Annotated in this window: 25 protein-coding genes; 9 read left to right on the forward strand and 16 right to left on the reverse strand. The window is 71.9% G+C overall.

What is annotated here, in order from left to right; translation table 11 throughout:
• Positions 1 to 16: 16 nt before the first annotated feature.
• The 6 genes from HQK15_RS16605 to HQK15_RS16630 all read right to left on the reverse strand — a co-directional run bounded on the left by HQK15_RS16605 (position 17) and on the right by HQK15_RS16630 (position 5,601).
• Positions 17 to 1,198, reverse strand: a complete 1,182-nt coding sequence (locus tag HQK15_RS16605; protein ID WP_173492628.1) for an HNH endonuclease signature motif containing protein — start codon at positions 1,196 to 1,198, stop codon at positions 17 to 19.
• Positions 1,199 to 1,388: 190 nt separating this feature from the next.
• Entirely contained in the window at positions 1,389 to 2,240 is an 852-nt protein-coding gene (locus HQK15_RS16610) for a class I SAM-dependent methyltransferase (RefSeq protein WP_173492629.1), read from the reverse strand.
• Between the two features lie 56 nt (positions 2,241 to 2,296).
• A complete protein-coding gene (locus HQK15_RS16615) occupies positions 2,297 to 3,178 on the reverse strand; it encodes an alpha/beta fold hydrolase (RefSeq protein WP_173492630.1) in 882 nt (293 codons plus the stop codon).
• Positions 3,179 to 3,276: 98 nt separating this feature from the next.
• Positions 3,277 to 3,714 (reverse strand): VOC family protein, encoded by a 438-nt coding sequence (locus tag HQK15_RS16620; RefSeq protein WP_173492631.1) that lies wholly within the window; start codon positions 3,712 to 3,714, stop codon positions 3,277 to 3,279.
• Positions 3,715 to 3,761: 47 nt separating this feature from the next.
• Positions 3,762 to 4,694, reverse strand: coding sequence for a homocysteine S-methyltransferase family protein (locus HQK15_RS16625; protein WP_217361791.1), 933 nt, complete (start codon positions 4,692 to 4,694; stop codon positions 3,762 to 3,764).
• Positions 4,695 to 4,818: 124 nt separating this feature from the next.
• Positions 4,819 to 5,601, reverse strand: coding sequence for an alpha/beta fold hydrolase (locus HQK15_RS16630; RefSeq protein WP_173492632.1), 783 nt, complete (start codon positions 5,599 to 5,601; stop codon positions 4,819 to 4,821).
• Between the two features lie 48 nt (positions 5,602 to 5,649).
• Between HQK15_RS16630 and HQK15_RS16635 the strand changes: the two genes are divergently transcribed.
• A complete protein-coding gene (locus HQK15_RS16635; protein ID WP_173492633.1) occupies positions 5,650 to 7,416 on the forward strand; it encodes a GNAT family N-acetyltransferase in 1,767 nt (588 codons plus the stop codon).
• A gap of 34 nt (positions 7,417 to 7,450) precedes the next feature.
• On the opposite strand, the gene HQK15_RS16640 is transcribed toward HQK15_RS16635, so the two are convergent.
• From HQK15_RS16640 to HQK15_RS16655, 4 genes are read right to left on the reverse strand one after another with little or no spacing between them, the layout of a single operon-like run.
• Positions 7,451 to 8,089 carry a hypothetical protein gene (locus HQK15_RS16640; protein WP_173492634.1) on the reverse strand — a complete coding sequence of 213 codons (639 nt, stop codon included), beginning with the start codon at positions 8,087 to 8,089 and terminating at the stop codon, positions 7,451 to 7,453.
• Complete coding sequence (locus HQK15_RS16645) at positions 8,086 to 9,429, reverse strand: MFS transporter (protein ID WP_173492635.1); 1,344 nt, start codon at positions 9,427 to 9,429, stop codon at positions 8,086 to 8,088. The genes HQK15_RS16640 and HQK15_RS16645 overlap by 4 nt, the downstream gene beginning before the upstream one ends.
• A gap of 12 nt (positions 9,430 to 9,441) precedes the next feature.
• The gene (locus tag HQK15_RS16650; protein WP_173492636.1) at positions 9,442 to 9,849 is read right to left on the reverse strand and encodes a hypothetical protein; all 408 of its coding nucleotides are present in this window, start codon (positions 9,847 to 9,849) and stop codon (positions 9,442 to 9,444) included.
• Positions 9,846 to 10,202 carry an HNH endonuclease gene (locus HQK15_RS16655; protein WP_367649227.1) on the reverse strand — a complete coding sequence of 119 codons (357 nt, stop codon included), beginning with the start codon at positions 10,200 to 10,202 and terminating at the stop codon, positions 9,846 to 9,848. Before HQK15_RS16655 ends, HQK15_RS16650 begins: the two co-directional genes overlap by 4 nt.
• 49 nt (positions 10,203 to 10,251) lie before the next feature.
• On the opposite strand from HQK15_RS16655, the gene HQK15_RS16660 reads away from it, so the two are divergent.
• The 3 genes from HQK15_RS16660 to HQK15_RS16670 are packed head-to-tail and all read left to right on the forward strand — an operon-like array spanning position 10,252 to position 11,332.
• Positions 10,252 to 10,671 (forward strand): DUF1801 domain-containing protein, encoded by a 420-nt coding sequence (locus HQK15_RS16660; protein WP_173492639.1) that lies wholly within the window; start codon positions 10,252 to 10,254, stop codon positions 10,669 to 10,671.
• On the forward strand, positions 10,668 to 11,117 hold the full coding sequence (gene rnhA / locus HQK15_RS16665; RefSeq protein ID WP_173492640.1) for a ribonuclease HI: 450 nt from the start codon (positions 10,668 to 10,670) through the stop codon (positions 11,115 to 11,117). The genes HQK15_RS16660 and rnhA overlap by 4 nt, the downstream gene beginning before the upstream one ends.
• Positions 11,118 to 11,164: 47 nt before the next feature.
• Positions 11,165 to 11,332 carry a hypothetical protein gene (locus HQK15_RS16670; RefSeq protein WP_173492641.1) on the forward strand — a complete coding sequence of 56 codons (168 nt, stop codon included), beginning with the start codon at positions 11,165 to 11,167 and terminating at the stop codon, positions 11,330 to 11,332.
• Positions 11,333 to 11,401: 69 nt separating this feature from the next.
• Here HQK15_RS16670 and HQK15_RS16675 read toward each other — a convergent pair whose 3' ends face one another.
• Positions 11,402 to 13,528: a DEAD/DEAH box helicase gene (locus HQK15_RS16675; protein ID WP_173492642.1), complete on the reverse strand. Its 2,127-nt coding sequence runs from the start codon at positions 13,526 to 13,528 to the stop codon at positions 11,402 to 11,404.
• A 268-nt stretch (positions 13,529 to 13,796) separates the two neighbouring features.
• Positions 13,797 to 15,065, reverse strand: coding sequence for a YibE/F family protein (locus HQK15_RS16680; RefSeq protein WP_173492643.1), 1,269 nt, complete (start codon positions 15,063 to 15,065; stop codon positions 13,797 to 13,799).
• 9 nt (positions 15,066 to 15,074) lie between these two features.
• Between HQK15_RS16680 and HQK15_RS16685 the strand changes: the two genes are divergently transcribed.
• Both HQK15_RS16685 and HQK15_RS16690 read left to right on the forward strand, forming a co-directional pair.
• Entirely contained in the window at positions 15,075 to 15,845 is a 771-nt protein-coding gene (locus tag HQK15_RS16685) for a phosphotransferase (protein ID WP_217361793.1), read from the forward strand.
• Positions 15,842 to 16,264 (forward strand): cupin domain-containing protein, encoded by a 423-nt coding sequence (locus HQK15_RS16690; protein ID WP_173492645.1) that lies wholly within the window; start codon positions 15,842 to 15,844, stop codon positions 16,262 to 16,264. Before HQK15_RS16685 ends, HQK15_RS16690 begins: the two co-directional genes overlap by 4 nt.
• On the opposite strand, the gene HQK15_RS16695 is transcribed toward HQK15_RS16690, so the two are convergent.
• Positions 16,254 to 16,988 carry a YqjF family protein gene (locus HQK15_RS16695; protein ID WP_367649228.1) on the reverse strand — a complete coding sequence of 245 codons (735 nt, stop codon included), beginning with the start codon at positions 16,986 to 16,988 and terminating at the stop codon, positions 16,254 to 16,256. The genes HQK15_RS16690 and HQK15_RS16695 overlap by 11 nt on opposite strands.
• A 69-nt stretch (positions 16,989 to 17,057) precedes the next feature.
• Between HQK15_RS16695 and HQK15_RS16700 the strand changes: the two genes are divergently transcribed.
• A complete protein-coding gene (locus HQK15_RS16700) occupies positions 17,058 to 17,696 on the forward strand; it encodes a bile acid:sodium symporter family protein (protein WP_173492646.1) in 639 nt (212 codons plus the stop codon).
• On the opposite strand, the gene HQK15_RS16705 is transcribed toward HQK15_RS16700, so the two are convergent.
• The gene (locus tag HQK15_RS16705) at positions 17,600 to 18,844 is read right to left on the reverse strand and encodes an FAD-binding protein (RefSeq protein WP_173492647.1); all 1,245 of its coding nucleotides are present in this window, start codon (positions 18,842 to 18,844) and stop codon (positions 17,600 to 17,602) included. The two genes, HQK15_RS16700 and HQK15_RS16705, sit on opposite strands and share 97 nt — an antisense overlap.
• Before the next feature lie 45 nt (positions 18,845 to 18,889).
• On the opposite strand from HQK15_RS16705, the gene HQK15_RS16710 reads away from it, so the two are divergent.
• Positions 18,890 to 19,825 (forward strand): quinone oxidoreductase family protein, encoded by a 936-nt coding sequence (locus tag HQK15_RS16710; protein WP_173492648.1) that lies wholly within the window; start codon positions 18,890 to 18,892, stop codon positions 19,823 to 19,825.
• Here HQK15_RS16710 and HQK15_RS16715 read toward each other — a convergent pair.
• Positions 19,792 to 21,408, reverse strand: coding sequence for an ABC-F family ATP-binding cassette domain-containing protein (locus HQK15_RS16715; protein WP_173492649.1), 1,617 nt, complete (start codon positions 21,406 to 21,408; stop codon positions 19,792 to 19,794). The two genes, HQK15_RS16710 and HQK15_RS16715, sit on opposite strands and share 34 nt — an antisense overlap.
• Positions 21,409 to 21,546: 138 nt before the next feature.
• Between HQK15_RS16715 and HQK15_RS16720 the strand changes: the two genes are divergently transcribed.
• A complete protein-coding gene (locus HQK15_RS16720; protein WP_173492650.1) occupies positions 21,547 to 21,804 on the forward strand; it encodes a hypothetical protein in 258 nt (85 codons plus the stop codon).
• Here the strand turns inward: HQK15_RS16720 and HQK15_RS16725 are convergent, their stop codons facing one another.
• Complete coding sequence (locus tag HQK15_RS16725; RefSeq protein WP_173492651.1) at positions 21,805 to 23,886, reverse strand: S9 family peptidase; 2,082 nt, start codon at positions 23,884 to 23,886, stop codon at positions 21,805 to 21,807. It lies immediately after the preceding gene.
• Between the last annotated feature and the right edge of the window lie 44 nt (positions 23,887 to 23,930).

The following is a 23,930-nucleotide window of genomic DNA, read 5'->3' on the forward strand; positions in this document are numbered from 1 at the left end:
GGGGGGGCAGGCGTGTTCAGGCGGCGTCGAGGTAGGCGAGCATCTGGGTGAAGTCGTCGGCTCCGGGGTCGGGTGGCAGGCCGGTGGCCTCGACGGGTGTGTCGGGTTCCCATGCTGCGATGGGGAGCGGGTCGGGGTGCTGGGTGTAGGTGTGCCCGGTGCGCGTGGTCCATTCGAAGCTCCCGGGCGAGGGTTGTCGCAACTGCAGGTGGCCTTCGGTCTTGAGGTTGTGGGCGCGGCGGTGCAAGGGCCCGGTGTTCGCGGCGTTGGTGTCGGCGGGCCAGGGGTCGCTGTGGTCGATGTCGCACGCCCGGACCGGCACCGATGCGGTCGGGAAGACGGTCGTGCCGTCGCGGAACCCGAGGACCTGCTGGAGGCGGGTGGGGGCCAGCCGGCCGAGCCAGGTCACGGTCAGCAGGTCACCGACATCACTGGTGACCAACCGATACAGCACGCTCGTCTCATCAGCCAGGGCAGTCCGGATGACGTGGGCGGGGATCGTGGCGGTGCGGTCGGTCAGCTCACCGGGGGTGTCGCTGAATCCCATCAGCGACGACAACGGCACCGTGACACCGATGACAGGGCGGTAGCCCAGGCCGCCGTCGCGGCGGCCGAGCAGGGTGTCGGCGAGCAGGTCGGTGCGGGCCTGGTCGATCGTGCGGTCATCATCGGCCGGCAACGCGTGGGCGGTCTTGGTCAACGACTGCATGATCGCTGCCGCATCAGCCGCACCGAGGTCTGCGGTCAGGCGGGTCATCCCGTCCCCGAGCGGACGTAGTCCCACGGCCCGGTCGGCGAACGCCTTCACATGCCGTTCCTTGGACGCGCCTGCTTCGGTGCGTTCGACCCACCGGTCCAACCACCGGGTCGCCTGCCCCGGCGTCAGACGTGCCACCCGGTCGACCGCCACATCATCGAGCGCGGTCACCGACTCGGCGCGGGTGAGCCGGCAGCCGGCCCGGTCGATGGCTTCCACGTGGGCGGTCGGGATGCGTCCGTCGTGCCATGCCTGCCACACCACCGGCATCCTCGAACGGAGTCGGCGGGCGCGGGCCACAGCCCGTTCGACCGTCGGGACCGGCAGCCTCATCGCCAACGACAGCTCGTGCACGGCGCTGTCGACCCGCCGGCGTCCCTGACCCTCGCTGATCCGCTCGCCCGCAACCCGGGCCCGGTCGACATAGTCCAACAGGTCCAATGCCTCAGCCGCATCACAGGAGGCCTGGGCTTGGCGACGCACCACGATCTGATCGATCGTCTCCCGGTCGTCCAACCCCATGAAAACCCTTCGATTGCAGCCTTTCCTCCACTCTAGAGGCGGGGTCAGACAGTCCCCGAGCCGCGAGAAGTGGGCAGCACGATGAGCGTCTGACGGTGCGCCAGCAGCCCTACCTCTCACCGTCGGTCAGCTGCGGAGCGGTCGGCCGCGCGACGACCTCGAACGAGCGGATGGGCGCATCGATGGGTCCGGCGCCGAAGTGCTGGAGCAGGGCATCCTCGGCGATGGCGGTCGCCTCGGCGACGCTCAGCGTGGTGTGACTCTCGATCGCCACGCGCAGGGGAGTGCCCTGGCAAAAGGCCGTCGCGGCCTCGGAGGCGGACGTGCGGCTCGTCCCGTCGATCGCCGTGATCGACGCGCCCGGCATGCCGGCGGCTTCCAGGTCGGCCCGGATCTGCTCGGGCGAGAAGTAGCCGTGCGGGGTCCGGCTCATGAAGAGCAACGGCTCGTCGGGTGCCGCCGCGACGAGCGCCGACTGGATCACGTGGGTGACCTCGTTGTTCTCGATCCGGTCCCACGTGTTGAACACGAACGACCCGTCAGGCCTCAGGACGCGTCCGGCCTCGCGATAGCCGTGGACGCGGTCGGGGAAGAACATCACGCCGAACTGGCACGCGACGACGTCGAACGTCTGGTCGCCGAACGGCAGGTCGAGGGCGTCGGCCTGCTGGAACGTCACGGTCGCGCCGTCAGCGGTGTGAGTGGCCGCCGCGTCCAGCATCGGCTGGTTGAGGTCCGTGGCGGTGACGGCCGCGTCAGGACAGGCCTTGACCAGGGCGCGGGTGAGTGCGCCGGTGCCGGCCGCCGTCTCGAGGACGTCGTGCGGCGACAGGCCGGCGACCACCTGCGCGAGGCTGTCAGCGGCGGCCCGGAAGATCATCGGCACCAGCAGCCGCTGGTAGAGGTCGGGGATGGGCCCCACGAAGCGGGTGTCCTTGCTGTCCCCGGCATCGTCGGCCATCTACGGAATCTACTCCCAGGTGCGCCCGCTGCACCAGACAGTGCTTGTGCTGAGAATCAGAGATCCTCGCCGGGGGACGGCTGGTCCGGCGGCGCGTGGTCGGCGATGAACTCGCGGAGCACCCGGGCGAAGCGGTCCGGATCGTCGAGGTGCGGGAAGTGCCCCGCCCCCTCGAAGATCTCCAGGCGGCAGTCAGGCAGCTGCTTCTCCACGCTGAGCGCGTGTGCGACCGGGATCATCCGGTCGTTCGACCCCCACACGATCATCGAGGGGATGGGCAGCGCGCCGTCCAGGTGGTCGTGGGCGCTGATGCTCTGCCCGCCGATGTCGATGACGGCGCGGGTGGTCGCGAGGAACGCACGCCGGCTCTCATGGTCGCCGAGCGAGCTGAAGCCCCGCCAGACCGCGTCGACGTCGGCGCCGGGCCGCCATCCGACCTTCGAGGCTCCCCGGCCCAGTGCCTCGACGCGGGAGAGGACAGGTGCCGAGGCGATGACGCTGAGCACCTGTGCGGCCCCGGGCAGGGTCGCTGCACGCAGCAGCAGGTTCACCTCGCGCCCGAGCCCGCCGCTGGAGACCAGGACGAGACGCTCGACCCGCTCGGGGAAGAGGTAGAAGAACTGCATCGCGATCCCGCCACCGAGCGAGTGCCCGACCAGCGTGACCCGCTCGATCCCGAGATGGTCGAGCAGGTCGCGCATGGCCGCGGCGTGCGCGCTGAGCGAGTAGTCCCCGTACGGCTTCGCCGACTCGCCGTGACCGAAGAGGTCCGGCAGGAGCACCCGGTGGTCGTCGTCCATCACGTCGATCAGGTGCTCCCACTGCCGCTGCGACCCGAGGATCCCGTGGATGAACAGCACGACCGGGCCGGAGCCGCTGTCGACGTAGGACAGGTCGTGGCCGTGCAGGGTGACCGTGCTCGGAGCCGTGCGCGCCATGGTGGCCATCCTCGTGAAGCTCGTGGGGCCGGGAGCGCCCAACCTATGCCGCCCGGGGCGTCGACGCATGCTGAGGGGCCACGCGCGGCCGGCGTGGGTCAGGCGAGCTGCTCGAAGAGCGACACGATGATGCCTTCGGGACCGCGGACGTACGCCATGCGAACGCTGTCCTCGTACGTCCCGACGCCTCCGACGAGGCCGTAGCCGTCAGCGGCCACGGCGTCGACGGCTGCCTGCAGGTCGCCGACCTCGAACGAGACGTTGCGCAGCCCGACCTCGTTGGCCATGGGCTGCAGCGATCCCTGCACGTGGTCGGGGGTGATGAAGCTCGAGAGCTCAAGACGGCCGCCGCCGGGCGACGTGAGCATCGCGATCCTGCAGTGCGCGCCTGGGATGCCACATACGGTCTCGACGAACTCTCCCTGCACGGAGCCGATGCCTTCCACCTCCAGCCCCAGGCCGACGAAGAACGCCGTCGCCGCGTCCAGGTCTGCGACGGTGATGCCGATGTGGTCGAAGCGTCGAACATGAGTCATGGGGTCCATCCTGCGGTGTCGTGGTCGATCCGGAGCGGGGACGACGTTCAGCGGGGCGCAGGCACTCCCCACAGGGCCGCGACGTGACGGCTGTCAGTACCGCAGCAGCCACCGACCACGCGCAGCGCGGGCAGCTGCGACCGGATCGCGTCCGTCGCACCGGTGAGGAGAGCCGGGTCGCCGTCGTCGAGCACCTCCATGGCGTCCAGCTCCGCGTGCGAGAGCGTCGATGCGTTCGGACGCAGGAAGGACACCTTCTCCTGCCACGACCCGCCGTCGAGGCCCGCCGCCAGGTGGGACGGGTGGGCGCAGTTGACGCCGTACCAGTCGGCGGGATCGGTGGACTCGAGCGTGTCGATGGCCTCGGACAGGGTGCGTCCGTCGGGCAGCCGGCCGTCGGTCTCCACGGTGAACGAGATCGCCACGGGGATGCGGGCCGCTCGCGCCGCCCGGACCACGCCGGCCGCCTCGGCCGGCCCCGTCATGGTCATGGCGTGCACGAGGTCTGCGCCCTCGGCGGCGAAGACGCTCACCTGGGGCGCGTGATAGTCAGCGGCCTCGTCCACCTCGGTGCGCGCGGCGACATATCCGTCGCCGCGCGGCCCCACGACCCCGCTGATCCGGGTCCGCTCGACCGGCGACGCGCCGGCCACCTCGTGGGCCAGGGCGACGGCGGCGCGGTTGGCCCGGTCGAGCTCGGCAGGGCCCAGTCCGAGGGTCGTGGCCCAGTCTGGGTTGGCCCGCCACGTGGGCGTCTCGACCAGGAGGCCGACGCCGGCTGCCGCGGCGATCGAGGAGTACTCGCCGTAGTACGACCGGAGGAGCCCGATGCCGCGCTCGTCGTGCAGGAGCGGGAACGAGGCGAACTCCGGCAGGTCGATGCCGTGGTGGAAGACCAGGTCGGTCTCGAGGCCGCCGTCGGTGACCCAGCCGCCGCCGTCCAGCACGTCGCTCGCAGGCATCGTGTCCTCCGTCGTCATCTCGTGAGGCTAGACCCAGCCGACCGCGCCCGACAATCCCTCGCGGGAGGTGGACGTTCGGTCAGTAGAGCGGTCGTGATCCGCCAGCGGGCTGGAGTCGAGGCGTGCAACAGGCTCGCCCCCATCACGTGCCGTGGTGTGCCACGTCGGCCGCAAGGATCGCGGGCCACGTCTCGAGGTCGGCTCGTGTGGCGGCGACCTCGAGCGTCGCGGAGGGCAGCAGGTCGGCCAGTGCCTCGGCGGTCGACAGGGGATGGGCGGGGTCGTCGACCCACGCCAGGATCGTGGTCGGGGCCGCGACGCGTCCGATGGCGTCGGCCGGAGGGAGGTCGCTCGCCCCGGCTCCGCGGAAGAGCGCCGGCAAAAGGCTCACGTCGACGTCGGGCTGGGTCTCGGGCAGACCCTCGGTCGCGGGCGGCACCGGCGCGAGACGTCCGGCTTCGAGGAACACCTCGAGCCCCTGCTGCTCGATCACCTGCGCTGCGGCCCGGTAGTCGTCGCCCTTGGCGACCCGGGTCGCCCAGGCGGTCGGCGGCACGAGCAGCGTCAGGCTGCTGAACCGGTCGGGCTCGCGGACGGCCGCGTGGAGCAGCGTCGCCGTGCCCATCGAGGGCCCGACGCCGTGCACCTGCTCGCCGGGGAAGTAGCGGTCGAGCAGCCGCAGGAGGTCGTCGGCGAGCCGGGGCCACTCGTAGTCGGCGGGCTCGGCCCGGCCGGTCGACCGCCCGTGACCCCGCGCGTCGTAGCGCAGCAGGCGGGTGCCGCTGAGGCCGCGCCCGAGGTCGAGGTCGAGCACCCGGTCACGCGAGCGGCTCGACGTCAGGCCGTGCAGCTGCACGACGGGATGGCCGCCCTCGTCGCTCAGCTCGAGGGCGAGCTCGGCTCCCGGGACTGCGAAGGTGCTCACGGGGGCTTCCTCCTGTCGCCTGAGCGTGTGACGGCTAGGGTATCGGCCATGCGACTCACCAACGTCGCCCATCTGCGCCTCCCCTTCGGACGACTGATGGGGTACGACGTGAGGGTCTCCGAGCCGGGCCGCCAGCTCCCCGTCTCGTTCGACCAGCGTCGCCACGTCGGAGCGGGAGACCGTCCCGGATCGTGGATGGCGATCTCGTTCCGCCTCGGCGAGCCCGTGTCGAGGGATGCGCTCGCCGCCGCCTGGCTGGCCGTCGTCGCGCGGCACGGCACGCTGCGGTCGGTCTTCGTGGCCGGTGACGACGGCGAGCCCGACCTGCGCGAGGTCGACGTGCTGCCCGGCACGTGGACCGAGCACCCGATCGCTCCGGGGCAGGCCGTCAACGACGCCCTCAGGGACCAGCTCGACAGCGCGTGCACCCCGTACGCGACGCCGTCGCACCGGCTCAGCGTGCTCGAGACCGCGACCGGCCCGACCGTGGTGATCGCCGCCGACCACTCCCACGTCGACATGTGGTCGATGCTCGTGATCGTCCGCGACCTCCTCACCGCCCTGGCCGACGCGCACGGCGGCCGGGCGTCGAGCCTGGTCGCGACCCCGGCGTTCGCCGATCACTCAGCGGCGCTGCGGGACCGGCCGCAGGCACCCGAGGAGGTGCACCGGCGGTGGCGCGAGATCCTCGAGGCCAGTGGCGGGACGATGCCGCGGTTCCCGCTGTCGCTCGGCGACCCCGTCATGCACCCCGAGCGGGTCGAGGTGCGAGACGTGCTCGACGTCGACGACAGTGCGGCCTTCTCCGCGCAGGCCCGGGCCGACGGCGTCTCGACGCTGGCGCTGGCGGTATCGGCGATGACCGGCGTCACCCGCGAGCTGGCGGGGACCTCGTTGCGTGCGGTCTTCCCGGTGCACAGCCGCTACGAGCCCGCGTGGCACGACTCCGTCGGGTGGTTCATCACCAACTCCGTGCTGGAGTCGGCCGATCCTGCCCCCGCCGCCTGCGCCGCGGCCGTCAAGGAGGCCGTGCAGCTGGGGTCGTGGCCGCTCGAGGAGATCCTGCAGCCGTGGGGCGGGATGCCGGAGGCGCCGGGCATGTTCGCCATCTCGTGGCTCGACCTGCGCCGCCTGCCCGTGCGGGTCGACGCCGCCGGCCTGGAGGCGCAGTACATCGGCGCAGCGATCCGCACCGACGGCGTGATGCTCTGGTTCATCCTCGACGAGAGCGGGCTGCACCTGCGCTGCCGCTACCCGGACACCACGCAGGCCCGGACGCACGTCGGGGCCTGGCTCGACCTGCTCGTGGCGCGGCTGCGCGGCATCGCAGGAGCATCGGCCGGAGGCAGCCTGCGGGTCGGCGACCGCACCTTTCGGGTGCAGCGGGCCGTGCGGGCCGACGTGCCCGCGGTCGTCGCACTCCTCGCCGACGACGAGATCGGTCAGCAGCGCGAAGGCGGTGAGGAGGCGCAGTACGAAGCCGCCTTCGACGTCGTCGCCCGGGACGGGTCGCAGTACCTCGCCGTCGTGCGGGACGACACCGACCACGTCGTCGGCACGATGCAGCTCACGATCATCCCCGGGCTGCTGCGCGCCGGCACGACCCGGCTGCAGATCGAGGGGCTGCGGGTGTCCGAGGCCGAGCGCTCACGGGGCCTCGGTGCGGCCATGCTCGAGTGGGCGCACCAGCACGGTCGGGCCAGGGGAGCGTCGCTCGCCCAGGTGACGACCGACGAGGCCCGGGAACGAGCGCGGAGCTTCTACGAGCGTCTCGGCTACGACACCAGCCATGTCGGCCTGAAGCGTCCGCTCTGACCCTGGGCCCGGAGCCAGCGCTCAGAGTCACCGCTCAGGGCAGGAGATCTCGCAGACGAGCTGCCAGGGAGTCCTTGACGGCTTGGGTCACGGCCACCTCGACCTGCTGCTGCAGATCGTCCTGGTCGTCGACGTTCCCGAGCAGCTCGCGCAGGTCGAGGTCGTCGATCGCGCGCTGCAGCACGTCGTCGGTCTTGAGGGCCGAGTCGATCAGGGAGTCCGGAAGCGCACGGATCGCCCGCTCGAGCAGCCCGTTGAGGTCGGCGGAGTCGAGCGCCTCGTCGACGAGGTCGGACGCCCGGGGCAGCGAGCCGTCGGCCTTCATCTGGTCGACGGCGGTCAACAGGCCTTGGCGGAGGGCGTCGATCCGGGCGTCGGAGCGAGCTCCGGACTGCCCGCTCGACTGCCCGCCCGACTGGGCGAGCTCGAGCGTCAATGCCTCACGGCTCACCCCCAGGGTGCAGGCGGCGTTGTTGACGCCGAGCAGCACGAGGCGCTCGGTGAGGGCGTCGATGCCGGCGGCCCGGGAGGTGACGGTCCGTTCGACGCAGGGGTCAGCCGGCTTGAGCGGCTCGTACGTCCCGCCGCCGTTGACGAGCTGGACCCCGACGACCCCGACGACGAGGACGACCGCGGCGACCGGGAGCCCGATCCAGCGCTGCAAACCGCTCACGGCGTCCTCCGTCGGCGGATCGGGATCAGCGTGAGCAGGGCCAGGAAGGCCAGCCCTGCGCCGATGAGGAACGAGTCGCGGAAGGCCAGCGTCGCGGCCCGCTCGACCTGCTCGTTGAGGTCACGCTCGAGCCGGGCGACAGCCGCAGCCTCGCCGGGGTCGACGTCGAGCGTCGCGAACGCGCGGTGCAGGTCGGGCACCTCGCCGCGCTGGTCGGCCAGCACGTCGCCGAGTCCCTGCGCGACGGCGATCTTGCTCTCGGGCGTCAGGGGAGAGTCGAGCACCAGCGCGGTGATCGCCTGCTCAGCCGGCTGCTGTGCGTCCCTGAGGTCCGCCGTGAACACCGGCGTCAGGATCGCGAGCCCCACGACGACGCCGAGGTGCCGAGCGCCGATCGTCCATCCCGCGTGGCGCGCCCGGGGAAGTCGCATCCGCATGGCCTGCGAGGTCAGCTGGTCGACGGTCAGCCCGAGCCCGAGGCCGACGAGCGCCTGGGGTGCGATCGTCCAGGCGAGGTGGGACGAGGGCGGGATCGCGAGGCCGACCAGGCCGCCGGCGACCAGGAAGCAGCCCACGGCGATCTCGACGCCCGGCGGCGGACGCAGCAGCCGGGCCAGTGGACGAGCGGCGAGGGCCGCGACCGGGACGACCGAGACGGTGATGGCCGCGGTGGCGGGGGAGCGCCCCCAGCCCTGCACCAGCAGCAGCACCAGGAGGAAGAGCGCCGCGGTGAGCGCGGCCGACATGAGGGCCAGGGTCACGTTGGCCCGCAGCGCGGGACGGTGGCGATCGGGGACGCGTTGCGGCTCGGTCCGTACGGCGAGGGCGGCCGGCACCGCGAGCACCGCGAACGGCACCTGCACCACGAAGATCGCCTGCCACGAGATCGCCTGCGTGAGCAGGCCGCCGGCCACAGGTCCGAGCGCGGTGCCGAGCACCCCGGCCGCCACCCACGACGCCACCCCGCGGCGCTCACCCCGCTCGGCGACCAGCTGCTCGAGACAGCCGATCAGGGCCAGCGCCCCGCCGATCGCCTGCAGGCAGCGGGCGAGGATCAGGATCTCGATCGAGTCGGCCACCGCGCACCAGGCCGACGCGCCGGCGAACAGGGCGATCCCGGTGGCCGTGAAGACGCGAGGCTGCGTCCGGGCAAAGAGCATCGCGGCGGGCACGGCGCCCAGACCCAGCACCAGGTTGTAGGCGATCAGCACCCAGGCGACCTGCCCGACCGACGCGTCGAGGTGCAGCAGGATGTCGGGCAGCGCGAGCGTCACGACCGCCGAGTCCGCGAGCACCAGGGCCACGGTCACGAGCAGGAGAGGGGATACGGCGCGACGCACCTCGTCATCCTGTCAGGCAGCGAGGGCTGCGGCGAACGCCACCGCGCTGGCCGCCAGGCGGACCCGGTCGGCGGTCAGGAGCAGCCGCAGCTCGGCGTCGGACGGCCCGTGGCGCCCCAGCCGTCCGTGCGACGGCGCCGCCATGACGGCGGTGATGCCGGCCGCCGCGGCGTGCCCGGCGACGGCGGTCAGGGTCCAGGCCGTCAGCGGTCCGTCCACCAGCACCCACAGGCAGACCCCGGCGACCGCGACGTACAGCGGGGCGACGAGCCAGCTGATCCGGCGGGAGTGGGCCGCATGGGCGGTGTCCCAGTCGTCGGGGTGCGTCGACGCCAGGGCGGGATAGACGACGACCGTGACGACGGCCTGGAACCCGAGGTGGAGCCCGCCGGCGGCCACCAGGGCGGTGAGGGTCGTCATGCGGTGCCCTGCGGCAGGGCGGCGACCAGGCGCGCGACCTCTACCTGGCGGACGAGGAACGTCCGCTCGTCGAGCTTCTTGCGCCGCATCCAGGTGGTGACCTCGAGGTTCCACTTGCTCGCGTTGCACGAGCGGCACGCCGGCACGACGTTGGAGAGCGTGTAACGACCGCCCCGCGAGATCGGGAGCATGCAGTCCTTCTGCAGGGCCGCACCGTCTCCGCCGCAGTAGGCGCAGCCGCCCCAGGCGTCCATCAGGGCCGCCCACTGCTCGTCAGTCAGGTCGTGCTCGACCTTCGACATGCGGGTCTTGCGCCGTCGCGCATACGTGGCGGACCTGCGGCTTGACGGCACACCGCGATCGTACGACGCCACGGCTCCCTCGGTGGCTAGGCTCGGGGGCATGCCTGCACCCAAGGTCGCTGACGTCGATGAGTTCTTCGCCCGGCTGGACGACGTCCAGCGGCCGCACGTGGAGCTGTTGCGCGAGCTGAGCCTCGCCGGTACGGCCGGCACCGGCGTGGAGGAGGTGTTGAAATACAACTTCCCGGCCTACGCCAAGGGCACGATGGTCTGGACTCTGCAGTGCTTCAAGAACCACTGCTCGATCCGGTTTCCCGTGGCGTTCTTCGCCGACCACCGCGCCGAGGCGGAGGCGGCCGGTTACGAGGCGATCGAGGGCGCCCTCAAGATCCGGTGGGACCAGGACGTCCCGGAGGGCCTGGTCCGTCGACTGATCGCCGACCGGATCAACGACTTCGAGGCCGGCAGCACTGCGTGGTCCACGCCTGGCCAGCACTCCGGAGGGAAGAGGAAGTCGTGAGCGAGACACCCGTCGTCATCCACACCGATGGCGGCTGCACCCCCAATCCCGGTCCCGGCGGGTGGGGGGCAGTGCTGCGTCACGGCGAGCACGTCAAGGAGATGTTCGGCGGGGAGTCAGAGTCGACGACCAACAACCGGATGGAGCTGACCGCACCCATCATGGCCCTCGAGGCCCTGACCCGGTCGGCCGTCGTCCACCTGCACACCGACAGCACCTACGTCCGCAGCGGCATCACGCAGTGGGTCGCCGGGTGGGAGAAGAACGGCTGGCGGACCTCGTCGAAGCAGCCAGTCAAGAACGTCGACCTCTGGCAGCGGCTCAAGGCCGCGTGCGACCGTCACGAGGTCGAGTGGTTCTGGGTCAAGGGTCACTCCGGTGTGCCCGACAACGAGCTCGCCGACGTGCTCGCGACCCGAGGGATGACCGAGGCGATGGGCCGCTGAGACCTGGTCGCGGGGGGAAGATCTCCACATCGGGGTACACCCGGTCCATGAGCGATCCGACGACAGCACGCAACGACAACGACGACAGCACCGCCGACGAGGAGGGCCAGCTGGCCAATCCCGGGCCTGTCCCGGCGGAGCCCGAGGACTCGTCGGACACGGGTGAAGGACGTCCGGGCGACCTGACCGCCGAGGCCGGCCCCGACCGGGACTGACCCGCCAGCGTTGCGTCATGGCTTCGGGGGGCTAGAAGCCTCAGAAGGTATGACGCAACGCGGGGTGGGTCAGGCGCGGGCCTCGAGGGCCTCGGTGAGCAGGGCGACCAGCGCCTCGAGCTGGACGTCGGCCGACGACGAGATCTCCTCGTCGGAGCCGTCGAGCGCCCGGGCGGCGAGGCCGGCCTTGCTGTCGATGAGCTCGGCGATCTTGCCGTCGATCGTCTGCGCGGCGATGATGCGCCACGCGGTGACGGGCTCCTCCTGGCCGATGCGGTGGACGCGGTCGATCGCCTGCGTCTGCTCCGCGTCGGTCCACGACAGCTCGGCGAGGACGACGTTGGAGGCGACCTGCAGGTTGAGGCCGACGCCTGCCGCGGTGAGCGAGCAGACGACGATCTCGACGTCCTCGTCCTCGACGAAGGCGTCGATGTTCTTCTGACGGACCTTGGGAGTCTGGTCGCCGCGGATCGAGGCGTACCGGATGCCGCGCTTGGTGAACGTCTCCTCGGCGACGTCCATGACGTCGACGTGCTTGGCGAAGAAGACGACCTTGCCGACGTTGCGCGACAGCTGCGCGGCGTAGTCGGCGGCAAGCCCGGCCTTGGCCTGGCCGATGCGGCGCATCATGCCGAAGACGTTCTCGCCGGTCTTCTCGTTGTCGCTGTCCTCGCGCTCCCAGCGGGCGACGCTGCGGACGAGGTCGACGTCGATGCCGTCGACGGTCCGGCCGGACGTACGGGTCTCCAGCGCCGTGTCGTAGCGGGCGACCAGGCGGCGCGCCAGCTCCTGCTCGGCCTCGCGGATCGACCGTCCGACCGCGTCGTCGAGCTCGACCGGCAGGTCGGCGATGCGCCGGGCCGGGATGTCGGCGGCGACGTCGACCTTGCGGCGGCGGACGATGCCCATGCTGATGACGTTGGTGCGGGCGGAGGAGTAGAAGCCGGAGTCGGCCGGTGACAGGCCGGTCTCCTCGAGCTTCTCCATCAGCTCGGCGAGCGGCTTCTTGTCGTCGATCCAGCCGAGGAACTGCCAGATGGCCCGGAAGTCCTCGATGTCGTTGATCAACGGGGTGCCGGTCAGGGCCATGAGCAGCGGCCGCGCGGTCCGGGTGCGGATGCGCTCGGACAGCTCGAGCGCGTGCTTGGAACGCTGGGACGACTTGTTCTTGATGAAGTGCGCCTCGTCGACGACCATGCCGCGGAAGCCGAAGTCGCCGAGCCAGCCGACGTGACGGTCGAGCACCTCGTAGTTGACGACGACGATGTCGGCGAAGCCGTCGATCGAGTCTCCGTCACCGTGGATGACCGTCGCCTTGCGGCTGGGGGTCCAGATGTCGGCCTCGCGGGCCCAGTTGGTCTTGACGACGTTGGGGACGACGACCAGCAGCGGGTAGGCGTCGGCGGCGTGCGCGGCGAGCAGCGCCTGCGCCGTCTTGCCGAGGCCGGGCTCGTCGGCGAGCAGGAAGGTGCGGTGACCCTCCGCGGCGGAGGCGACGACCTGCGCCTGGTGGGGCATGAGCTCGAGGCCGCCGGGCGTCATGAGGAAGCCGGGATCGGGCAGGGGCATGCAGGACGACGCGCCGCCGTACTCGAAGGCGCGGAACAGGGGACCGAGCAGCTCCCACGTCGACAGCCGCTTGGGGCTCGCTGCCTTCTGCGGGGCGGCGGAGAAGTCGGGGGCGAGGAACGGGTTGGCCAGCTGGCGGGAGATCACCGACTGCGGGACGACGCGGCGCTCGGTGACGACGGGTGCTGCCGACGGCTCGTCGGACGACTCCTCGGCCGCCTGCTCGATGCCCGCGGTGTGCAGCATCTCGGTGCGCAGGGTGTCGGCGGCGTCGGTGAAGACGGCGTTCTCGTCGAGGAGCGGGTAGACGGTCGGGTCGAGGGCGACGGTCTGCGCCAGGATCGTGGCCACGCCGTCGAGACGCTTCATCTGCTCGGCGCGGCTGGCCTCGGTCATGGCCTTGTCGGCCTTGACCCGGGTGCGCTCCTCGCGGACGAGCACCGCGACGACCTGGAACTTGGTGCGTCCCGACGGCGTCAGCGGGCCGCGCTGGGCCTTGGCCTCGACCTCACGGACGGCGCGCGCGAGGACGCGGATGATGTCGCCCTTCTCGAGGGGACGGGCAGATCGCTGCTGGCGTGGTGCCGTCCGGGTGTTGCCGGACTGGCGCTGGCCTCGTCGAGCCAAGGGTTCCTCCTGTGGAGTGCCGGACGGTCGTCCGACGGTGTGCCGACACCACACCTGCTCGCGGACTCGTGTCGATGCCCGCCGGGCACAGATACGGCGAACGATCGTCTGGCGGCGTGCCCTGCGTCCAACGGGCTTCGCGTCACGATCCTGGAGCAGTCCTTGTCGCTCGACGAGCGACGCTTGCTGCGGTTCGGTGTCATGACCACCATACCGCTCCCGGTGGCACATGGGGCGGGGACGGCCCCGAATGGCGGGACGAACCTCGTCAGCCGCCGCGCGGACCCGCGTGGCTGCCACCCGACGACGGGGCCGCGGGGGTCGGTCGTCCGGTGGTGGGGGTGGTGGGAAGGTCCTCGGCGCGTGGGGGTGCGAGCCACACCGCGAACAGCGTGGTGACCGGCACGGCGAGAACGAGTCCGATCGCACCGACGAGGGTGCGGACGATCTCCTGCCCGATCTCCTCCGTCGTGGCGATGTCGGCCAGGCCGCGCTGGTAGGCCGTCGCGAGCAGCAGGATCGTCATGGCGGAGCCGGCGTAGGCGAAGACGAGCGTGTAGACGCTGGACGCGATGTGGTCGCGGCCGATGCGCATCGCCGAGGTGAAGAGCTCGGCGCCGCGGGCGGCCGGCTTGAGCGTCCGCATCTCCCACACGGCGCTGGCCTGGGTGACGGTGACGTCGTTGAGCACGCCCAGCCCGGCGATGACCATCGTGCCGGCGACGATGCCCGACAACGAGATGCCGGGAACGGTGGCGATCAATCGCTGGTCGTCCTCGGAGCCGATGCCGCTCAGCTGGGTCCAGCCCGTGGCCGCGACGCCGATGGCAGCCGTCAGCGCGATGCCGACCAGCGTGCCGAACAGCGCCGACGTCGTCCTGATCGAGATGCCGTGGGCGAGGTAGAGGACGACGATCATGATCACCGTGGACCCGACGATCGCGACCGGCAGAGGCGACTCTCCGGCGAGGAACGCGGGGAGCATGAACTTGGTGAGGGCGAACAGCGTGACGCCGATGCCGGCGATGGCGAAGAGACCCCGCCAGCGCGCGACGGCGATGACGAGGACCGCGAAGATCAGGGCGAGCGCCGTCAGCGGGAAGCCGCGCTGGAAGTCGAGGAACTCGTACGACACGGTCTGGCCCTCGGGCTGCAGCCGGATCAGCTGGACCTTGTCACCCGGCTCGATACCGGCCTTGTAGCGCGACGCGTCGAGGTCGAACTTCGCCGTGCCGTCCGAGACCGAGGCCTCGACGTGGGCACAGTCACCGGCGACCTCGACCGTGCCGTCGGGCCCCTCGCCACCGCTGTTGCAGTTGAACGGGTCGACCTTCGTGACGGTGCCGTTGGCCGTGCTCACGCCGTCCGCGCCGTAGGGGTTCTGGTCGCGGGGGACCTGGTCGGCGTCGGGCCACAGCGCCACCATCGCCGCCAGGGCGACCGCAGCGATCGCGAGGACGACCACGCCCAGGATCACCGCGAGGCGGCGCCGGGGCGGCCCGGCGTCGGGCGTGGAGTGCGAGTGAGAGTGTGCCACGATGACAGCGTGCCAGAGGACACCGAGCCGCATGAGGACAGGGAGCATCTCCCGGGAGCGGTCGGCGGGGCCACCCGCATCGGCCGCACGGTGCGACGCCCCACCGGGGCGTGGACGCCGGCCGTGCACGAGCTGCTGACCTACCTGCAGGCCAACGGCCTGCGGGGCATGCCCGCCCTGCACGGCATGGACGACGAAGGCCGCGAGGTGCTCCAGTACGTCGAGGGTCGTGGCGTCCCGATCGACGACGAGGTCGTGCTCGACACCGTGCTGGTGGAGGCCGTCGCCTGGCTGCGCGACTTCCACGACATCGTCGAGGGCTTCCGGCCCGAGGGCTCGCGCGTCTGGCGCGGCGGCGAGGCGGAGATCGAGCCGGGCCAGGTCATCTGCCACAACGACCCGGGCGCCTACAACTGGATCATCCAGAGCGGGCACTTCGTCGCGATGATCGACTGGGACATGGCCGGCCCGGGCCGGGCGATCGACGACCTCGCCTTCCTGGCCTGGACGGGCATCCCGCTCTACCGCGAGATCCCGGTCGACGACGTCGCACGGCGTCTTGACCTCCTGGTCGACGCCTACGGCGAGTGGGGCCCCATGACGGTGCTCGACGCCGTGGTGGAGCGGATGACCACGGCCGCCGACCGCATCGAGGCAGGCCAGGCTCGCGGCGACCAGGGCTTCATCAACCTCGCCAGGGTGGGCGAGCCCCAGCGCACGCGCGATCGCGTGGAGGCCTTCCGCGAGCGCATCGCGGCGATCGAGGCGGCTCTGTCATGACCCATCCGTTGGCCGAGGCCCTCGACCTGCAGCCCCATCGCGAGGGTGGCTGGTACCGCCGCACCTGGGAGTCGCCGGTCCAGGTGACCCTGCCGGACGGTCGCGTGCGCCCGACCGCGACCCTGATCTACTTCCTGCTGCCCGCCGGCCAGTCGTCCGCGTGGCACAAGGTCGCGTCGGACGAGCTGTGGATCGCCCAGCGAGGCTCGGTCGTCCTCGAGCTGGGTGGCGACGGGGACCTGCCGGGCGAGACCACCGCGCAGGTCGTGGGCCTCGACCTGGCTGCGGGGCAGGTGCCGCAGGCCCGGGTGCCGGCGGGCGTGTGGCAGCGCACCGTGCCGTCCGAGGCCGACGCGTTGGTCAGCTGCATGGTCTCGCCCGGCTTCAGCTTCGACGACTTCGAGCTCGTCAGCCCCTGACGAGCGTCGGCATGCCGAACACCGTGTGGACCCGGTCGGCGTGCACGACGGAGTCCGGGGCGCGACCGGCGAGCCCGGGCACTCCGGCCGCGGCGACCAGGTCGTCGTCCAGCACGTCGAGCGTCGCCTCGCGCAGCGACCACGGGACGTGGTGGTTGGGGATCCACAGCGTCCGGCCGAGGTAGCGGGTGTGCAGGCCGAAGCGGGCCGTCACGAACTCCTCGACCGACGACGGGTGGGTGATGGGGTCGCCGAGCGTCGCCACGAGGCGGCCACCGGCGCCGCGCGGTCCGGGCCAGCGGCGCCGGGTGACGTACTCGATGCGGTCGGCGTCTTGGCTGATCCGCATGCGCGCCCACATGTACGGGGTCGCGAAGGCGACCCGCGCGCCGATCGCGACGAGCAGCCGGCTGGTCTCGAGCGAGCGGAAGACGACGCCGTGACGTCCCTCCTCGTCGACGGAGTAGAGCCGCACGTTGGTCTCGGCGAAGTCGCCGAAGAACGGCACGGCGGGTCCGTGGGCGAAGCCGGCGCGGCGCATCTCGAACGGGATCAGGCCGACGTAGGTGACGCCGTCGAGGGTGTCGGGCCGGGTGCCGGCCGGCAGCAGCGGGGCGATGATCGCGGGGTCGACGGCCCAGTGCACGAACGTCAGCCGGGTCCAGTCCTGGCGCATGATGCGCGGCCCGACGAGGGGCGGCGCCAACGGATTGAACGTGTTCACTTTTCCAGTATGGACCCGCGACAAGGCGTCCGCTCACCATGTGACCTGGCTCACCTCTAGGGTGACCGGATGGACTCGCCGCTCACCACGATCGGTCTGCCGATCGCGCTCGGGATCATCATGTTCGGTCTCGGCCTGTCGTTGACCCTGGCCGACTTCGATCGCGTCCGGCAGCACCCGCGAGCGGTCGTCATCGCGCTGGCCTGCCAGCTGCTCGTGCTGCCGGCGGTCTGCTTCGGGCTGGTCGTCGCGCTCGACCTGCCGCCCCTGCTCGGGATCGGCATGATGCTGCTGGCGGCGTCGCCGGGCGGCACGAGCGCCAACCTGTTCAGCCACCTGTTCCACGGCGACGTGGAGCTCAACGTCACCCTCACCGCGATCAACTCGATCGTGGCGATCTTCACGCTCCCGATCATCACCAACCTGGCCATCGCCTACTTCGACCGGCAGGACTCCGTCTCGCTGCAGCTCCGCAAGGTCGTCGAGGTCTTCGCGGTCGTGCTCCTGCCGGTGCTGCTCGGGATGCTGGGGGCCTGCGGCGGTCTACTCGATCTTCATGTTCGTCTTCGCCGGAGCGTGGGGCTACGTCCTGTCGCGCCGCACCGAGCCCGTCAGGGCCTGAGCCAGGCGTCCGTCAGGTCGTTGGCGAACCGGCCGTCGGGATCGACCCGGGCGACGAGGTCGGCGAAGTCAGGCAGGCGGGGATAGGCCGCGAGCAGCCGTTCGGGGGTCGTCTCGAACAGCTTGCCCCAGTGGGGACGGGCCGCGAACGGCGCGAGGGCGTCGTCGAGCGTGGGGAGGAACGCCGTGACCGCCGGGACGTCGAGCCGCCACGTGAAGTGCAGCGCCACGCAGTCGGTGCTGTGGCTCGGGCTCAGCCAGAGGGTGTCGGCGGCGATGGTGCGGATCTCCGAGACCAGCAGCAGCGGCTGGACGAGGGGTGCGAGAGCGCGGACGGCCGCGATCGCCTCGAGCGCGTGGGTGCGGGGGACGAGGTACTCCGTCTGCAGCTCCTCGCCGTCGCTGGGGGTGTAGCCGAGGCGGAAGTGCGGCAGGCGGTCCCACCACGGACCTGACCGACCGAGCTGCTGGGTCGTGAACTCCGCCGAGACGCCCGGGAGCGGGTGGACGCCGTGCTCGGCGGGGGTGGCGCCGAACAGCTCGGTCGGGGCGGCCCCACCGGCCTGTGACTTGAGCCAGACCTGGTGCGGGCCGCTCGCGCTCCAGTCGGTGAACATGCTCACGCTGTAGGCACTGGCGGTGATGGTGTCGAGGTTCTCCTCGAGCGCCGACCACGGCAGGTGCTCGAAGACGTCCTGCCGCACCTCGAACGTCGGCACCACGTCGAGCGTCACCGACGTCAGGACGCCGACGCGCCCGAGCGACACGACCATGGCGTCGAAGTCGTCGTCGCCGCGGCGTACGTCGACCAGCTCGCCGTCGACACGGACCATCTGCATCGCCGCCACCGCACTCGCGAGGCTGCCGTTGCGGTCACCCGAGCCGTGGGTGCCGGTCGCGACGGCGCCGGCGACCGAGATGTGGGGGAGCGACGCGAGGTTGGGCAGGGCCCAGCCCTGCTGGTCGAGCCGCTCGACGAGCTCGCCGTAGCGCAGGCCCGCCGAGACCGTGACCGCTCGGGCGTCCTGGTCCACCTCGACGACTGCCGGCAGCGCCGCGACGGAGACCTGTGCACCGTCGGTGTCGGCGATGGTGTTGAACGAGTGCCGCGAGCCCAGCGCGCGCAGCCGCGGCGCCGCCCGGACGATCTCGATCAGCTCGTCGATCGACCGCGGCTCGTGGAGCTCGCTCGCCCCGTACGTCAGGTTGCCTGCCCAGTTGGTCCCCGTGGTCACCCGACCAGTGTGCGCCCTCACCGGTGGGGGAGTTGACTGGGCGTCATGGCGAAGCGATGGGAAGCGCACGACCTGGCCGGGCCCGAGAGCTGGCGGCTCGTCGAGCACGAGGTGGCTCCGCCGGGCGCGGGGGAGGTCACGATCGCGGTGCGGGCGGCCGGCATGAACCCCGCCGACGTCAAGCACGTCGCGGCGGGCTCCGATCCGTCCCGGCTGCCGGTCGCGATCGGCTACGAGGTCGCCGGCGTGATCACGGCCGTCGGCCCGGGCACCGAGATCGCGAGCGGTGGCGGCGCGGTCGGCGACGAGGTGCTCGCGTTCCGGGTGAGCGGCGGCTACGCGACCGAGCTGACGGTCCCCGCGCGTGACGTGTTCGCCAAGCCGGCCACGATCGGGTTCGCCGAGGCCGCGAACCTGTTCCTCGCCGGGTCGACGGCCGCCGACATGCTCCGCGCGGCCGGGGTGACGGCGGGCGAGACGATCCTGCTGCACGGAGCATCCGGAGCGGTCGGGGTCAGCCTGCTGCAGCAGGCGCGGCTGCTCGGCGTGCGGGTGGTCGGCACCGCCGGCGAGGGACGGTCCGACGTCGTGCGGGGCTTCGGCGGCACCCCCGTCGCCTATGGTGACGGGCTCGAGACGCGGGTCCGCGCTGCGGCACCCGACGGCGTCGACGTCGCGCTCGACGCGGTCGGCACCGACGAGGCGGTCGACGTGTCGCTCGCCCTGGTCGCCGACCGGAGCCGGATCGTGACGATCGCGGCGAAGGGCCGAGCCGACCGTGAGGGCTTCACGGCGCTCGGCGGCACGATGCCCGAGAGCGCCCGGTTCCGCGACGAGGTGCGGGCGCACCTCGTGGAGCTCGCCGGTTCAGGGCAGCTGGTCGTCCCGGTCGCGGCGACGTACCCCCTCACCGACGCTCCCGAGGCCCTGGCCCGCCTGATGGCCGGTCATCCGGGCGGCAAGCTCGCGCTCGTCCCCTGAGGGCCGACCTCGATCGTCCGGGTGAGCGCGAGCTCGGCGAGGAACGTCTCGTCGTGGCTCACGACGACGAACGCACCCTCGTACGACTGCAGCGCCTCGACCAGGTGTCGGATGCTCGGCAGGTCGAGGTTGTTGGTCGGCTCGTCGAGCAGCAGCAGCTGTGGCGCAGGATCGGCCAGCAGCAGGCAGGCGAGTGTCGCCCGCAGACGCTCTCCTCCTGAGAGGGTCGATGCCGCCTGGTCCGCCGCGCGGCCGCGGAACAGGAACCTCGCCAGCCGTGACCGACGCTCGGTCTCGGTCGTGTCGGGGGCGATGCGGGCGATGTTCTCGGCCACCGTCAGCGACTCGTCCAGCACGTCCATGCGCTGCGGGAGGTAGCGGACGGGCACCGTCACCTCGACCGTGCCGTCGGCGGGCTCGAGGTCACCGGTGATGGTGCGGAGCAGGGACGTCTTGCCGGCCCCGTTGGGCCCGACCAGCGCGATGCGCTCGGGCCCGCGGACGTCGAGATCGATCACGAGGTCGCCGTGCAGCGGACGGACGTCCTCCAGCCGCAGCACGTCGCGGCTCGGCGGCACCGCGGTGCCGGGCAGGTCGACCCGGATCTCGCGATCGTCCCGGAGACGGGCCTGCGCCTCGTCGAGGTGGGACGTCGCGGCGTCCAGCCGTTCCTCGTGGATGCCGGTCAGCTTGCCGGCCGACACCTCGGCCTTGCGCTTGTAGGTGCCCATCGCGATCTTGGGCATCCGCTTCTCGGCCCACGCCTTCTCGCCCATCTTGCGACGGTGCGCGAGCTTGCTGTGCGACTCGACGAGGTCCCGCTTCTGGGCGCGAAGGTCCGACTGGGCGTTGCGGACGGCCCGTTGGGCCACCTCCTGCTCGGCGGCGACGGCCGCCTCGTAGGCGTCGTAGCCTCCGCCGTACCAGCTCACGCCGTCGCGCAGCTCGCCGATGTCGTCCATCACGTTGAGCAGGGCCCGGTCGTGGCTGACGACCACGAGCGTGCCGCGCCACGACGAGACGACGTCGACCAGGCGGGCGCGGGCCGACCGGTCGAGGTTGTTGGTCGGCTCGTCCAGCAGCAGCACGCTGGGCCGGCGCAGCAGCAGCGCCGTCAGTGACAGCAGCACGAGCTCGCCGCCGGAGACCGAGCCCACGGCGCGGTCGAGGCCTATGTGGCCCAGCCCGAGCCGGCCGAGCTCGGCGGCGGTGCGCTCGGCGACGTCCCAGTCGTCTCCGACGAGGTCGACGTCGTCGTGGCGGACGTCCCCGGCCTCCATCCGGGCGAGCGCGGCCAGGGTGTCGGCGACGCCGAGCAGCTCGGCCACGGTGCGTGACGGATCGGTGCCGGGATCCTGGGGGAGGTAGGCCAGGTCACCGTCGACGGTGACCGTGCCGGAGTCGGGTGCCAGGACGCCGGCCACGATCCGCAGCAGCGTCGACTTGCCGCTGCCGTTGAGCCCGACGAGGCCGTGGCGGCCGGGGCCGATCGCCACGTCGAGGCCGTCGAAGACCGGGTCGCCGTCGGGCCAGGTGAAGTGAAGGTCGTGGATCGAGACAGATGTACGCGAAGAAGGGGCCATCGAGCGGAGCTCCATGAGGTCGTGGGATCGCTCGCACCGTCGTCATCGACGGGTGCGGGCGGTGGCTGACCTCAGAGCTTCAACGGACTGGTGACCTCGTTCTCGGGGATGGGTACGGGTCCATCATACGATCTGCACATGGTCGCGATCCACTTCGACGAGCAGGACGATGCTGCCGAGCTCATCGGCGCCCTCGAGGCGGAGGGCTACACGACGACGCTGACGCGTGAGGCGTTCGCCGGCGAGGAGGACTGGGAGGACCGCGCCTGGGTGCTCCTGGTCGAGCCGTTCGACGACCGCGTCGTCGAGATGGTCGACGTCTACGGGGGCTGGATGCCCGGCGACGACCGGCTCCCCGCCGAGCCGCCGGACCTCCCTGACGCGCCGAAGCGCTGATCAGGCGCCGAGGTGCTCCTTGAGGAACTGCACCTGCAGGAGCTTGAGGTTCTCGGCGACGACCTCCTGCGGCGTCATGTGGGTGACACCCGACAGCGGCAGCACGGTGTGGGCCCGTCCGGCGGCGAGCAGGGCTGACGACAGCCGCAGGGTGTGCGCCGCGACGACGTTGTCGTCGGCCAGCCCGTGGATGATCATCAGCGGCCGCTCGAGGGCCGGGGCCAGTGGGATCAGGGAGTTGGCGTCGTAGACCTCGGGCTGGGTGGTCGGGTCGCCGAGGTAGCGCTCGGTGTAGCAGGTGTCGTAGAGGCGCCACTCCGTGACGGGCGCCCCGGCGACCGCGGCGTGGAACACGTCGGGACGCTTCAGCACCGCCAGCGCTGACAGGTAGCCGCCGTACGACCAGCCCGTGATGCCGACACGAGACGTGTCGACGTCGTCGGGGAACGCGGCCGCGACGGCCGCGAGGGCGTCGACCTGGTCGTCGAGCGTCACGCCGGCGAAGTCGTGCAGGACGGCCCGCTCCCACGCGTGTCCGCGGCCCGGCGTGCCGCGACCGTCGGCGACGACGACGCAGAACCCCTGGTCGGCCAGCCACTGCGCCTCGAGGAAGGCGCGGGCCGACGAGAGCACGCGCTGGGCGTGCGGTCCGCCGTACGGGTCCATGAGGACGGGCAGGCGCGTCGACCCCGGCTGGTGGTCGCGGGGGAGCAGCACCGCGGTGCGGATGCCGTGCTCGCCGGCCGCGAGCAGGCGGATCGTCGGCTCGTGCGGCGCCGGCTCGGCGACGACGCGGACGGTCGAGGGCTCACCTGCCTCCGGGTGGACCGTGACGGTCGTGCCGACGGCCTCGAGCCCCGATCGGACGATGACGGTGGTGGGTCCGCCGATCACGGCGCCGTGCACCGCGGCCCCCTCGGTGACGGGAGTGACCGTGCCGTCGAACCCGAGGCGGACGACCTGGATCTCGGTGGGCTCCTGCGACGCGGTGGCGATGACACAGTCCTCGAACGTGTCGACGATGCCGCGCACCTGCCAGCCGTCGGGGGACACGGGGGTGCCGTCGACGACGACCCGGCGCCAGCCGTCGGCGTCCTCGACGGTCACGAGCCGGCCGCCGGGGGCGAGCCGCGGCGCCGACGACAGCTCGACCCACGCGTCGTCGTGCAGCTCGCGGACGACCGTCGTCGCACCGGTGGCGACGTCGACCGTCAGCACCTGCGACGCCTTCTGGTCGCGGCTCAGCACCTGCAGCAGCGGGCCACCGTGCGCCGACCACGAGACCCGGCCGAGGTACTCGTACGCCGTGCGGTCCCAGACGATCTCGGTGCGGCTGCCGTCGAGCGCGACGTGCCACAGGGTCACCTCGGCGTTGGGGGTGCCGGCGGCGGGATAGCGCTGGGCGACGGGCTCGCGCTCGGGGTTCTCGGGGTCGGCGATGTGCCACGTCTGCACCGGTGCGTCGTCGAACCGCTCGACGAGGAGCGACTGGCCGTCCGGCGCCCACCAGAAGCCACGGAAGCGCTCCATCTCCTCGGCGGCGATGAACTCGGCCTGCCCCCACACCTCGGTGGGCGAGGTGGGCTCGACGAGGGCCCGCTCGCCCTCGCCGTCGACGCCGATGACCCGCAGTGCACCGCCCGACGCGTAGGCGATGTGGCGTCCGGTGGGGTCGAGGTGCGGGTCGATGACCGCACCGACGCTGGGCAGCGCCGTGACGGCGCGGGCCCCGAGGTGGACGGCCCAGAGCCCGCCGGAGAGGGCGAAGCACGCCCAGCGACCGGTGTCGTCGACGTCGTAGCCGACCAGGCCCGCCGCCGACTCCCGGCTGCGCTCACGGCGTGACCTCTCCTCGGCCGACAGCTGCTCCCCGCCCTCGCCGAGCAGCGCGACAGGGTCGACCAGCAGCGACTCGGTGCCCGATGCGACGTCGTGCTCCCACAGCTGACCGGTGCGCGTCACGCCGTCGGGCGTCCGGATGAACCGGACCGTCCGGCCGTCCGGCGACACCGTGATGGTGCGCGGGATGCCGAGGGTGAAGCGGAGCGTGCGGGCGGCCAGACGGGGGTAGGACACGGTCATGCCTTCGATCCAACCATCTGGTCCGAACCCGGGACCTGTGCGGT

It is taken from the genome of Aeromicrobium stalagmiti (assembly GCF_013283745.1).
Lineage (GTDB): Bacteria > Actinomycetota > Actinomycetes > Propionibacteriales > Nocardioidaceae > Aeromicrobium > Aeromicrobium stalagmiti.

Coding starts and splice junctions, on each gene's coding strand:
- HQK15_RS16610 (WP_173492629.1), bottom strand. CDS start 2,240: ATGGCCGACGATGCCGGGGACAGCAAGGACACCCGCTTCGTGGGGCCC.
- HQK15_RS16615 (WP_173492630.1), bottom strand. CDS start 3,178: ATGGCGCGCACGGCTCCGAGCACGGTCACCCTGCACGGCCACGACCTG.
- HQK15_RS16620 (WP_173492631.1), bottom strand. CDS start 3,714: ATGACTCATGTTCGACGCTTCGACCACATCGGCATCACCGTCGCAGAC.
- HQK15_RS16625 (WP_217361791.1), bottom strand. CDS start 4,694: ATGACGACGGAGGACACGATGCCTGCGAGCGACGTGCTGGACGGCGGC.
- HQK15_RS16635 (WP_173492633.1), top strand. CDS start 5,650: ATGCGACTCACCAACGTCGCCCATCTGCGCCTCCCCTTCGGACGACTG.
- HQK15_RS16650 (WP_173492636.1), bottom strand. CDS start 9,849: ATGACGACCCTCACCGCCCTGGTGGCCGCCGGCGGGCTCCACCTCGGG.
- HQK15_RS16660 (WP_173492639.1), top strand. CDS start 10,252: ATGCCTGCACCCAAGGTCGCTGACGTCGATGAGTTCTTCGCCCGGCTG.
- HQK15_RS16670 (WP_173492641.1), top strand. CDS start 11,165: ATGAGCGATCCGACGACAGCACGCAACGACAACGACGACAGCACCGCC.
- HQK15_RS16690 (WP_173492645.1), top strand. CDS start 15,842: ATGACCCATCCGTTGGCCGAGGCCCTCGACCTGCAGCCCCATCGCGAG.
- HQK15_RS16700 (WP_173492646.1), top strand. CDS start 17,058: ATGGACTCGCCGCTCACCACGATCGGTCTGCCGATCGCGCTCGGGATC.
- HQK15_RS16710 (WP_173492648.1), top strand. CDS start 18,890: ATGGCGAAGCGATGGGAAGCGCACGACCTGGCCGGGCCCGAGAGCTGG.
- HQK15_RS16715 (WP_173492649.1), bottom strand. CDS start 21,408: ATGGCCCCTTCTTCGCGTACATCTGTCTCGATCCACGACCTTCACTTC.
- HQK15_RS16720 (WP_173492650.1), top strand. CDS start 21,547: ATGGTCGCGATCCACTTCGACGAGCAGGACGATGCTGCCGAGCTCATC.
- HQK15_RS16725 (WP_173492651.1), bottom strand. CDS start 23,886: ATGACCGTGTCCTACCCCCGTCTGGCCGCCCGCACGCTCCGCTTCACC.